General features: G+C 47.0%; 12 protein-coding genes. 5 read left to right on the top strand and 7 right to left on the bottom strand.

The genetic code is table 11. The features are described from left to right. Nucleotides 1-61 precede the first annotated feature (61 nt). Both ABY436_RS15975 and ABY436_RS15970 read left to right on the top strand, forming a co-directional pair. A complete protein-coding gene (locus ABY436_RS15975; protein ID WP_372739931.1) occupies nucleotides 62-1,087 on the top strand; it encodes a DnaT-like ssDNA-binding domain-containing protein in 1,026 nt (341 codons plus the stop codon). Continuing rightward, complete coding sequence (locus ABY436_RS15970) at nucleotides 1,002-1,826, top strand: replication protein P (protein WP_372739930.1); 825 nt, start codon at nucleotides 1,002-1,004, stop codon at nucleotides 1,824-1,826. Before ABY436_RS15975 ends, ABY436_RS15970 begins: the two co-directional genes overlap by 86 nt. On the opposite strand, the gene ABY436_RS15965 is transcribed toward ABY436_RS15970, so the two are convergent. The 4 genes from ABY436_RS15965 to ABY436_RS15950 all read right to left on the bottom strand — a co-directional run bounded on the left by ABY436_RS15965 (nucleotide 1,823) and on the right by ABY436_RS15950 (nucleotide 6,949). Continuing rightward, complete coding sequence (locus tag ABY436_RS15965; protein WP_372739929.1) at nucleotides 1,823-2,899, bottom strand: DUF3549 family protein; 1,077 nt, start codon at nucleotides 2,897-2,899, stop codon at nucleotides 1,823-1,825. The two genes, ABY436_RS15970 and ABY436_RS15965, sit on opposite strands and share 4 nt — an antisense overlap. 62 nt (nucleotides 2,900-2,961) lie before the next feature. Further along, entirely contained in the window at nucleotides 2,962-4,947 is a 1,986-nt protein-coding gene (locus tag ABY436_RS15960) for a cation:proton antiporter (protein WP_372739928.1), read from the bottom strand. 320 nt (nucleotides 4,948-5,267) lie between these two features. Then, nucleotides 5,268-5,594, bottom strand: a complete 327-nt coding sequence (locus tag ABY436_RS15955; protein WP_372739927.1) for a YqcC family protein — start codon at nucleotides 5,592-5,594, stop codon at nucleotides 5,268-5,270. Then, nucleotides 5,591-6,949, bottom strand: coding sequence for a class II 3-deoxy-7-phosphoheptulonate synthase (locus ABY436_RS15950; protein WP_372739926.1), 1,359 nt, complete (start codon nucleotides 6,947-6,949; stop codon nucleotides 5,591-5,593). Before ABY436_RS15950 ends, ABY436_RS15955 begins: the two co-directional genes overlap by 4 nt. A 225-nt stretch (nucleotides 6,950-7,174) precedes the next feature. Between ABY436_RS15950 and ABY436_RS15945 the strand changes: the two genes are divergently transcribed. Beyond that, a complete protein-coding gene (locus ABY436_RS15945) occupies nucleotides 7,175-7,561 on the top strand; it encodes a carboxymuconolactone decarboxylase family protein (protein WP_372739925.1) in 387 nt (128 codons plus the stop codon). Nucleotides 7,562-7,596: 35 nt separating this feature from the next. On the opposite strand, the gene ABY436_RS15940 is transcribed toward ABY436_RS15945, so the two are convergent. The 3 genes from ABY436_RS15940 to ABY436_RS15930 all read right to left on the bottom strand — a co-directional run bounded on the left by ABY436_RS15940 (nucleotide 7,597) and on the right by ABY436_RS15930 (nucleotide 10,863). After that, nucleotides 7,597-8,511 (bottom strand): LysR family transcriptional regulator, encoded by a 915-nt coding sequence (locus tag ABY436_RS15940; protein WP_372739924.1) that lies wholly within the window; start codon nucleotides 8,509-8,511, stop codon nucleotides 7,597-7,599. Nucleotides 8,512-8,706: 195 nt separating this feature from the next. Then, a complete protein-coding gene (gene argF, locus ABY436_RS15935) occupies nucleotides 8,707-9,612 on the bottom strand; it encodes an ornithine carbamoyltransferase (RefSeq protein ID WP_372739923.1) in 906 nt (301 codons plus the stop codon). A 48-nt stretch (nucleotides 9,613-9,660) separates the two neighbouring features. Further along, nucleotides 9,661-10,863 (bottom strand): aspartate aminotransferase family protein, encoded by a 1,203-nt coding sequence (locus tag ABY436_RS15930; protein ID WP_372739922.1) that lies wholly within the window; start codon nucleotides 10,861-10,863, stop codon nucleotides 9,661-9,663. 288 nt (nucleotides 10,864-11,151) lie between these two features. On the opposite strand from ABY436_RS15930, the gene grxD reads away from it, so the two are divergent. Then, nucleotides 11,152-11,490 (top strand): Grx4 family monothiol glutaredoxin, encoded by a 339-nt coding sequence (gene grxD / locus ABY436_RS15925; protein WP_372739921.1) that lies wholly within the window; start codon nucleotides 11,152-11,154, stop codon nucleotides 11,488-11,490. Between the two features lie 72 nt (nucleotides 11,491-11,562). Next, nucleotides 11,563-11,867, top strand: a 305-nt coding sequence (locus ABY436_RS15920) for a redoxin domain-containing protein (protein ID WP_372739920.1), incomplete at its 3' end; no start/stop codon positions are given.

Below are 11,867 nucleotides of genomic sequence, written 5' to 3'. Positions count from 1 at the left end.
TGAGTATTAGCATCATCGGTTGAGGGTTGCTGCTCAGCATCAACCCTTATTTGGTATTTGAATGTCGATTACGATTCCTGAAAAACCGTTGTTTGTTTATCCCTCGCTGGCACGAAAGCTAGGTGTGGAAGCCGCGTTACTCTTTTATATTTGTCATGAGCAATTAAGTATCGCCGGTATTGCCGATAAGTCGGGTAAGAGTGAAGCGATGCTATCCGCCCAGCAGTGGCTGAGCTTGACTGATTTTTGGACGCGCGACAAAGTCGCTGAACTACTGTCGGTCTTAGCAGCGCACTCTCCTGTTAGCGTTATTATTAATGCGGGTGGATCCGTCAGGATCAGCGAAATAGCAGCGCAAAACGTTACTCAAAGGGGTGCGCAAGGATCTTCATTAAGGCGTGAAGAATCAGTATCTCAGCCTGTCAAAACGACAGCGGCCAGCGCGTTTTCATCTGCACAGAGCAGTGAAAAAATTCACACTTCAGGCTCTGCTGAGGAGCCTGCATTCGTGGCCGTTAATCATCACAAAGAGCAGCAAGACGAGCTGCAACGGATTGCCCGATTGCCGATTGTAGATGCGCCGCCTCCGTACCCGAGACGACCTCTGCCATCACGTAACAATATGCGTGATCGTGGGCCCGCTCCGGCTTTTGGTGGTAGTATTGGCTGGAAGCGTCAGAAAGATGAGTTACAGCAGTTATTTGATCGTCATGAAGAACGTAATCAACAACTGCATATGATGCATTTGGGCTGGACGCCCTCTGACATGTTTTTTTCAATTCTTCCGCGGCATCAGATTCCGCGTGAATTTGTCGAGACATGTCTGGATGAATTCATACTCTACTATATCGATAAAGAGCGAAAAGAAAGTAACTGGGATCAGAAATTTCTGGCGTGGGTTAAACGTGAATGGGTGCAAAAACAGACGCGTGACGCCCGTGAACAACGTAATGAGCAGCAACGTAATCAGCAACCACGACACTCTTCAGGTTCAGGTATAAATGATGAAAACACCCGCCGAGATACTAAAGAAAAACGAAAACGGGTTACAGCAGCCATCATGGATATCAAAGACACCGACTGGTAATGTCCGGACAACCGCTGCTGAAAAAAAATCTTCCGACCCGATAAGTCTTGAAACGAAAGCGCTGGTTAACTTAATTTTTGCACGCTTTATGGCAATTTATGGGCATAAGTTCAAAAGTTGTTTTGAAACGCAGGACGAGATCCGTATTGCTAAGCGAGAGTGGGCATTGAGCCTGGCGGCGTTTTCAGAAACTCAGTTGGTGACAGCAGTTGATCGCTGTAAAGAAACGCTGGCGTGGATGCCGACAGTTTCTGAGTTTCTTAAAATTCTTGAAACGATTGGCGCTGGCGATGGTGTACCGGGTGTCAGGCAAGCCTACATGGAAGCATGTCGCTATGCAGATCATCCGACTCAGCATCATTGGAGCCATCCGGTGGTGTATCATGCAGGGCGTGAAGCGGAATGGTTTCGTTTGCGCTCAGAAGAGGAGCGCGTTGTTTTTCCGATCTTTTCTTATCATTACGAAATGGTAGTGCGGCGCTTTCGCCAGGGAGAGTTATTGGATCAGCCGCATCCGCAGGCGATAACCGATAATCGTGACGCAACCTTGTATGCATTTATCCGCGAGTGGAGTCGGTCTCAGTCGATATCCGAGGAGCAGGCTGCTTCATTGCTCTATTATTTGACGAAACCTGAAGGCTCGCGTGCCCGGGCTTCCTACAAAAAGAAAGCTGAGCAGAAAGTCATTGAGATGAAGCTGACATTAAAACTACCTGATAATGTTGAGTCAGTCGGTTAGTTTTTCGTAGAGTTCTCAAACGATGCCCCAAACATCACTCCTATGGCGGCAGACAGGTCTTCGCTTCTTTGTGGATTTCTGAATGCTTGTAATATCAGTATCCGCATCACCGGAATAAACATCAGGTCAGCCAGAATGCGCGAGAATCCGTTTTGTCCTGCTTCTGAAACGGCTAATTTTTCAAGATAGAGGCTTAACAGATCCGGATATTGCAATGACTGGTTACAACGCGTTGCGATGGCCGCCATGACTTCTGCTTTTGCCGCATATGAAGAGGTCAGCGTCTCTTGAATCGTCGCTTTCTTCAGTTCTTCATTATGGATATTGGACAAGCCGCGTAACAGCGCAGCAACCAGATTAGTATTGCCTGTCTCATCCGGGTCTGTTTGTAATTGCTCCTGTAAGCGGCGTAGCAGCGCTGTAGCGATACGGTGATCGGGTTCAACATGCTCCAGGCATGTGCACAATGCTCGCAGAGGTTCTGCGGGCAGGTGCGGAATCGCATTTAATAAATAAGCATTGTTGTTATCTTCATCTAAACGAGCCGCAAGATCCGCAATACCCTGATAGCCGAGTGTCGACCAGTTCTGCCAACCCAGATCACCACTGAAATATGCTTTCGTACCGGTATAAAACTGGCTGGCGGGTTGTTGGATAATGGTGGCTGATTGCGCATGAAACATCGCCATTTTCTCCTGATCGGGTGTGAAGGAAAATGGGTTATCTTTTAATGCGTCATTGTTCTGATCGAGGTTTTCCTTTTGTAGCATTTGGCTGATATTCTGCATCAGCCGATTGAGGAAATCATCACGCACCGCCTGGACAAGGAAGCCTTGTTCGTCGAGTGGGAATTTGAGAAACCAGACAACATTCTGTTTTTTGTCTTTGCTGTTCCATAGCATCAGGGCTAGCCATGCATGGTGTAAATAGGGCAAAGGGTAAGGGATCATACCCTGCTCGAGTTTTTCAAACTGGCCGCTACTGATTTTCGAGATACGACGTCCCATATCAAAGATGCGAAATTGAGCTCCGCTTTCATGCAGGAGATCGCTGATGCTATTGAATTGGGACATGGATAAGCCTCGTCACTGATGGAGATGAAAAAGCGCTATCTTAACAGTAACCAGCGAGAGGGTCAGCCACCTGATAATAGTTTAGCTTCCAGTACTTCTTGCTGATCGGCAGGCATCTGAATAATCAGGATGTCGCCTGCTTTCAGTATTGTTTCGGGGGAGGGGCGTTGCAGGGATGTTTGCTGGCGCCTTATCAGCTGGATCCTGGATTGGTAGCGCTCTAATGTCAGCGATTTAATGGAGTGGCCAGATGCAGCGCTATCGGCTGAAAGAAATACAGGATGGAGAATAGTGTTAGCGGCACCTTCTTTATCGACTTTGCTGGAACGCGTGCCGTGATAATAGCCTTGTAGCATCTGGTAACGCTCACTCCGCACTTGGCGAATACGTTCACGAATCTCAGTCGCTGGAATTTTCAGCATCGTGAGTACATGAGATACCAGCATCAGGCTACCTTCCAGTTTTTCAGGTATTACTTCGGTTGCACCAGCTTGCTGCAGCGCTTCGAGCATAGAGTCATCACGGGTACGAACCAGGATGGGGACGTGATTCAGATGGTTCTGTAAGCTGTGTAATGTTTTCAGCGCTTCTTTTTCATCGGGGAAGGTTACAATGATAAGTTTGGAGCGTTCTGCTCCGATGGACTTCATAAGATCGTGTCGTTTAGCATCACCGTAGTAGATACGTTCGCCTGCGGCGGCGGATTCACGCACGCGTAGTGGATCAGAATCAATAATCACATAGGGGATGTTAAGTGGTTTTAAAAAGCGTGTGATGACTTGTCCGACACGTCCATAGCCGCAAATGACAACATGGTCATGCAGTTCCCGGGTTTCTTGTTGCAGGGTGTGTGTAAGTGTAAAGGGGTCAGGTGTGGAAGGGTGTTCTTTGACTGTCAGGTAGTGAGAAAGCTTCCTGCCTAGCTTAATGAGCAGTGGCGTACACACCATACTAAGAATAATGGTAGAGGTGATGATTGAATTCAGCTGTAAGCTGACTAACTGGTGACTCATGGCGAGAGTGAGTAGCGCGAAACCAAATTCTCCGCCCTGGGATAAGCTTAATCCTGCACGAAAGGCGTTTTTCAGGTCTTTGTGGAGAATGAATGCTAAGCCGGTGGTTGTGAGAGTTTTAAATGCCAGTAAGCTGATGGTGATAACAATGATCCAGAACCAGTTTTCCTGTAACGCAATAAGATTGAGTTGCATACCGACGGACACAAAGAACAGCCCGAGTAACAGATCCCTAAAGGGGCGTATATCTGCCTTCAGTTGATGTTTATAGCGACTTTCGCCGAGCATCATGCCTGCTAAAAAACCTCCCAGCGCCATGGAAAGCCCCGCCGTGTAAGTTAACCACGCAGCAGTCAAGGCTGCGACTAAGGCGGTCATGACAAAGAGTTCGTCTGAATGTGCTTTAGCGGCTTCATTAAACAGTGTGGGGAGTAGGGTACGACCAAATAAAAGTAAGATTAATAACAGGGCGAGCCCTTGGAGTAACATTACCAGGATGGTTTGGCCGTCAATTTCTTGTTGGCCGCTGAGAGAGGGCACAATAATCAGGAAAAATACGGCAGCTAAATCCTGAAAGAGTAAAATACCAATAGAGATCTGGCCGTGACCTGTGTTTAGTTCGCTTGCCTGAATAAGCTCTCTTGTCACTATAGCGGTGGATGAAAGTGCTAACGCACCTGAGATGACAATGGCAGTTGCTAAGGGTAGTCCGAGCAGTATGGCGACCAGAAGAATAAGTAGGCTGGTGCTGAGAACCTGCAAAAAGCCAAGTCCGAATACGGTCTTGCGCATCGTGATCATGCGGGGGAGGGAGAATTCTAACCCCAGCATGAATAATAAAAAGACAACCCCCAGTTCGCTGAGTAGATGTATGGTGTCAGAATATTCAACAAACTTGAACGAATATGGGCCAACAATAACACCGACAGATAGATACGCGAGTATCGGGGGAAGTTGCACATAGCGCAGACAGTTAATAGCAATGACCGCGCTAAGCAGAATGATAAGAAACGGTTCAAAGAAACTTTGGTCCATTATAAACGACCTTAGTTGAAAATCGGTTGAAAACTGTGAATCGGTCTCTTCAGTTTTCTTCAGTAAAGACAGTGTATCCCGATTAACAAAAAAAATGACAGCTTGATAGGCCTGGTTTGTTTATTTGGGCGCTACGCATGACAAAAAAGATTAAACGATACAAACTGCCTGGATCGTATTCTACAGGACGTTTAAACAGAATTGAGATTACACCAGAGTTCTGTGTTTGATCTGTTGTTGGGGCTGTTATCCGGGTTATTGCAACAGCGGATAGGGTGTATCCGCTGTAGATTATACAAGTGGCAATCAGGTGTGGAAAATTAGTGGCTGGTGCGTAAACATTGATCCAGTCGCAGGATCAGGCTGAGGAGTTCTGCTGTCTCCGCATCTACGCCTTTAAATGCTTCTTCAGCCATCGGGAACATGTCGCTATTGCCCGGCAAGGTTGCTTGTGACTGAGCCATCTGCTCCAGGCGTGGCAGCATGATCCATTGAACCCATTCGCAAAAGGTCAGGGTATCAACACAGAAAGGTTCAGGGCTGCCAAGCGCCTCCTGTGAAGGAGGCGTCGCTTGCCATAACCCCTTGTCCATCATCTCTGAAGAGATAGCGTTAAGGATTAATAAGAGTTCTTTGTGCTGGCTCATAGTGTGTGGTTTCTTGCTGCTTTCATGGTATCGGTAATCATAAATGCCAATTCAAGTGCCTGTTCACCGTTGAGGCGTGGGTCACAAAATGTATCATATTGATCCGCCAGACCTTCTTCGGTAATCTGAAACGCACCACCAATACACTCGGTAACATTATGGCCAGTCATCTCCAGATGAACACCGCCTGCATGCGTGCCTTCAGCACGGTGTACCGCAAAAAAGCCTTGGATTTCAGACAAAATAGCATCGACGCTACGGGTTTTGTAGCCACTGGTAGCCGTAATCGTATTACCATGCATCGGATCAGAACTCCAGACAACATGGCGGCCTTCGCTTTTCACTGCGCGTACCAGTGGTGCTAGCTTCTCAGTAATCTGATTGGCTCCCATGCGGGCAATTAATGTGATGCGCCCTGGCAGGTTGTCCGGATTCAGTATGTCCAGCAGCTTGATGAGCTCATCCGGTACGGTTGTTGGCCCTACCTTGATGCCGATTGGATTCTTTACGCCTCTCAGAAATTCGACATGCGCATGGTCAGTCTGACGCGTTCTGTCACCAATCCACAGCATATGGGCGGAACAGTCGTACCAGTCTTGTGTCATGCTGTCCTGACGGGTTAGTGCTTCCTCATATCCCAGCAACAGGGCTTCGTGAGATGTATAAACAGATGTCGCATTAATTTGTGGCGTGTTTTCTGCGTGAATCCCGCAGGCTTCCATAAACGCAAGTGTCTGATCAATCTGATCCGCCATGTGCTGATATTTTGCGCTTAACGGGCTTTGTTCAACGAAGCCGAGATTCCAGCGATGTACCTGATGCAGATCGGCGAAACCGCCTTGTGCAAAAGCGCGCAGTAAATTTAACGTAGCAGCCGATTGGTGATAGGCTTTCAACAACCTTTCCGGATCAGGGATGCGGGCTTCAGGAGTGAAGGCGTTATCATTAATGATGTCTCCACGGTAAGTCGGCAGCGTAACCCCGTCTTTTGTTTCTACATCGGATGAGCGTGGTTTAGCAAACTGGCCCGCTATCCGGCCTACTTTGATAACCGGAACGCTGCCCGCAAATGTCATCACTACTGCCATTTGTAGCAGTACTTTAAACGTGTCGCGAATTTTATTGGCGTTGAACTCTGAAAAGGTTTCGGCGCAATCGCCCCCTTGCAGTAAAAACGCTTTGCCTTGGGCAACTTCTGCCAACTTGTTGTGTAAAGAGCGGATTTCACCCGCAAACACCAGAGGTGGAAATTTACCCAGCTGTTGTTCTACCAGGCGTACTTGCTCAAGATCAGCATACGCAGGCTGCTGTACAATAGGTTTGTTTCTCCAGCTGTTTGGGGTCCAGATAGTCATGGTGATCCGTCTATAGTGTCAGTGTGTATAAGAGGGTTCACAGTGTAAGCAATCATCACTAATAAACAAGTGTTGAGATCAGGAAAAATGGCTGTAGTATCCGCGTAAGAAAAATTGTCTTAAATATAGATACTCAGATTGAGCATTATTAGTGCTTGATAGTATGAATACCTAAATGTTTTCATCAAACTGATGTGGATAGAAATTGTCTGGCGAGAGTGAATTATGTCGAGAGAAGATTACGAGAACGGACTAAAAGTACGTACAGAAGTAATGGGTGAGGAGTTTGTACAGCGTGCGATCGATAATACAACGGAGCTCACACAGCCGGTTCAGGATTGGATAAATGAACATGCCTGGGGTTCTACCTGGCAGCGAGAAGGGTTGCCGCGCAGCACGCGCTCTTTAGTGACGATTGGCATGCTGGCTGCTTTAAAAGCGCCTGCTGAGTTGAAAGGTCATGTGCGGGGGGCGTTGAATAACGGTTGTACCCCGGAAGAAATTCAGGAAGTACTGCTTCACTCTATCGTCTACTGTGGCGCACCGGCGGCACAAGAAGCTTTTCGGGCGGCGAAAGAGGTGTTAGAAGAGTACCAACTGAATCAACAATAGATCAGAAATAGTGTCATCAGCCTGAGTCTGCTGGCTCAGGCTGATTTAATGCCGCTTAATGTGCTGAACGACACTTCTTTTGCCGTGCTCAGGAAGTCCTGCATGAATTCGCTGTTTTTCTGGTCTTCGCGAATGGCCGCGTAAAGTGTACACCACACGCCTTTTTCGCCCAGAGGCTTCGCTGCAACATAGTCTCTTTGTAAATACTCATGCAGTGCCCAGTTAGGAAGTGCTGCTACGCCACGGCCGCTGGCTACTAGCTGAAGAATCATCAGCGTCAGTTCTGCGGTACGTATCTCCTGAGGTTCTATGTTGGCGGGATCAAGAAAACGGGTAAACAGATCTAAACGGTTTTGATCAACCGGATAGGTAATAACCGTTTCTGAAGCGAGATCCTGCGGCTGAATATATTTGCGTGAAATCAACCGGTGTCGCTTACTCAGAGCGAGTACTGACTCGTAACTGAAGAGGGGGATGTAAATGATGCCGTTGCGCTCTTCGGGATCGGAGGTGATAACCAGATCCAGATCACCACGTGATAACGCTGGCAGTGGTTGAAATGTGAAACCGCTGGAAAGATCCATTTCTACTTCCGGCCAGTGCTGCCTGAAGTGATCGATGGTCGGCATGAGCCAGTCAAAGCAGCTGTGGCAATCGATGCTGATGTTGAGTCGTCCTGTTTCGCCACCTGCTAACCTTGCGATATCCCGCTCAGTATTACGAATCATCGGCAGCACTTCGTCAGCTAAGAGCAATAAGCGCTGGCCAGCGGAAGTAAAACAAATAGGTTTTGTTTTGCGGATAAACAGGGAGCAGTTAAGCCGGTCTTCCAGATCTTTTATCTGATGAGAAAGGGCGGATTGAGTCAGGTGAATGCGTTCAGCGGCTTCAACCAGGCTGCCCGCATCCCGTAAGGCTGATAGCGTTTTGAGATGTCTTAGTTCAATCATGCATCAGTCCTGCTATAGCTATTTGAACATCGGATAGCTTGATCTTAATAGTTTGAGCTCAATAATTTGATATTTATTGATACAGTCTAGTCTTAAAAGGCAGAGGACGGCTAATGCTTCGTAAAGATTAGCCGACTCATTTAGCTAAATTTTATTTAACTGTTATTTGATTTGAATTTGACTCCGGGCTGACTTTTAATTAACCAAGAGAAATTCAAGCAGTGCTTTTTGAGCATGCAGGCGGTTTTCTGCTTCATCAAATACCACTGATCGTGGATCATTCATCATCTCATCACTGACCTCTTCGCCGCGATGGGCGGGTAGGCAGTGCATGAAAATGGCATCCCGGTGTGCCAGATCCATCAGAGCGGGGTTGACTTGATAACCTTCGAAGCGCTTAAGGCGAACTTCCTGTTCGTCTTCCTGGCCCATCGATGCCCAAACATCTGTAGCGATCAGGTGTGCACCTTTGACCGCTTCTTTCGGGTCTCTGAAGATACTGACCCGATCTTTGTTTTCAGCAAGAAGTGTTGCATCAGGATCGAATCCCTGTGGACATGCAACATTAAGCTGGAAGTCCAGCAACGCCGCCGCGTTTATATAGGAATGGCACATATTATTGCCATCTCCGATCCAGGTAACCGTTTTGCCTTGAATATCACCGCGATGCTCAAAGAAACATTGCATATCAGCCAACAGCTGGCAGGGATGATAATCATCAGTGAGCGCATTAATAACCGGTACTTTTGAATGTTTTGCAAAGGTCTCAATTATATCATGGCTGAATGTTCTGATCATGACGACATCAACCATGCTGGAAATTACGCGGGCAGAGTCTTCAATAGGTTCGCCTCGTCCCAGTTGGGTGTCACGAGATGATAGAAACATGGCATGTCCGCCCAGTTGCGCCATGCCTGCTTCAAAGGAAACACGTGTACGCGTAGATGATTTTTCAAAAATCATCGCCATCACTTTATTACACAGAGGTTCGTAGACTTCACCTCTGTTGCGCATGGCTTTAAGCTCGGTAGCGCGACTGATAATCTGTTTTAATTCTTCTGAAGACAGGTCCAGTAGTGTTAAAAAATGTCTTATATTCATATATGTATGTCGAAATAACGACTTTCCATGTTGTTTCAGAGCTTGGCTCTAGCTTCTGGGTTTTGAACGCTCATCAGCAGCGTAAATTTTAATCAGTTTTGACAGTGTGTTGACTAACAGATCCGCTTCAGTATCAGTCATGACCAGTGGTGGTAGCAAACGAATAACATGCCCACTACCGGTGATATTCAGCAAAATACCTTTGACCTTGGCTAAAATAGCCAACTCAGTCCCCGCTTCATTTAGCTCGATAGCAATCATCAGACCTTTGCCGCGAATCTCTTTGACATAGTTCATGCCCTCGAGTTGTTCTTTAAAACCATCCAGTATGCGTTTGCCCAGTGATGCTGCACGATCACAGAGGTTCTCGTTCATAATGGTGTCAGTGACAGCCAGTCCTACGGCACATGCCAATGGTGAACCACCAAAAGTAGAGCCATGAGCGCCGGGAGTAAAGGTAGTGGCGGCTCTCCCTTTGGCAAGGCACGCGCCAATCGGGAAGCCATTGCCGAGGCCTTTAGCGGTTGTTACAACATCAGGAATAATATAGCTGTGCTGGTAAGCGAAGTAGCGACCCGTGCGGCCATTACCTGTTTGTACTTCGTCCAACATGAGTAACCAGTCATTGTCATCGCAGATGCTTCTTAGCTTTGCAAGATAGTCATCGGCAGGAATCAGCACGCCGCCTTCACCCAGTATGGGTTCTACCAGAATGGCAACGATATTTTTATTGTTGGCAGCAATGGCGCGAATAGCTTCAGCATCATTAAAAGGGGCACGAACAAAGCCGCTGACAAGCGGTTCAAATCCCGCCTGAACTGCCCGATTCCCAGTGGCGCTCAGGGTTGCCATCGTGCGGCCGTGAAAGGAGCTTTCCATCACAATGATTGATGGTTTTTCGATACCCTTAGCATGACCGAATTTGCGCGCAATTTTGATGGCTGCTTCGTTGGCTTCTGCTCCTGAGTTGGAAAAAAAGACTTTATCCATTCCAGAGATATTGGTCAGGCGAGCGGCAAGTTGTTCCTGTAGCGGAATATTGTACAGGTTGGATGTATGTATCAGCTGGCTGGCTTGTTCGCAAATTGCCGTTGTGACGGCCGGGTGTGAGTGCCCGAGTCCGCATACAGCTATGCCGGATAGTGCATCCAGATATTTATTGCCATCAGTATCGTAAAGCCAGCAGCCTTCCCCGCGTTCGAAACTGACGGAGAGTCGTTTGTACGTATTCATTAAAGGCTGTTGTGGCATATTATTATCTCCCTACAACGAAAAAAGGCAGCCATGGCTGCCGTTTAAAGAACATCATTCTATTGATACTAGTCTTTTTTCGCAACTATGCAGAATCATCAACTTGAAATCCTATGGGGTAAACACCATAAAAGTCTAAGAGTAGAAAAAACTCGCATAATATGAGGTATTTTTTTTGACACCTTACCCGAGTAATTTGGTTGGGTATGTGATAATATTTTTTCTAAATAGTAGTGGTTAGTCCATACATAAGTTAATACGACAGTAGTGTCTTCAGAAGGTAGCCAGATGAGCGTAATTGATACCATTAAAGAGCAGATCGAGAGCAATACAATCCTCTTATATATGAAGGGCACACCACGTTTCCCTCAGTGTGGGTTCTCATCAAGATCATCAGAGGCCCTGATGGCGTGCGGTGAGAAATTTGCATTTGTAAATATTCTTGAAAACCAGGAAATTCGTGCCGAACTTCCAAAATATGCTAACTGGCCAACTTTTCCTCAGCTGTGGGTTAATGGTGAATTAGTGGGTGGTTGCGATATTATCTGTGAAATGGCTGCATCAGGCGATTTGGAAGCTTTGATTAAAGCGGCTGCCAGCGCAGATGACAGCGCACAAAGCGAATAAGTTTTTTAAGGAAACCAATACTCTTGGTATCCTAGTTTACTATTTTTAAACCGGACAAAATTGGAGAAAACAATGGGCGTACTTGTAGGAAAACAGGCTCCTGACTTTACAGCTGCAGCTGTACTGGCAAGCGGTGAGATTGTAGATGGTTTCAACCTTAAAGAAGCGATCAATGGAAAATGTGGTTTGGTGTTCTTTTACCCACTGGATTTCACTTTCGTTTGTCCTTCTGAGTTGATCGCATTGGATCACCGTATGGACGCGTTCAAAGAGCGTGGCGTTGAAGTAATTGGTGTATCAATCGATTCTCAGTTCACCCATAACGCATGGCGTAATACGCCTATCAATGAAGGCGGGATTGGCCAGGTAGGTTATAC

The sequence above is a fragment of the Neptunomonas sp. genome (genome assembly GCF_041601355.1).
Taxonomy (GTDB): Bacteria; Pseudomonadota; Gammaproteobacteria; order Pseudomonadales; family Balneatricaceae; genus Neptunomonas.
Note: the sequence above shows the minus strand (reverse complement) of the source record. Positions and strands in the feature narration are given on the sequence as shown.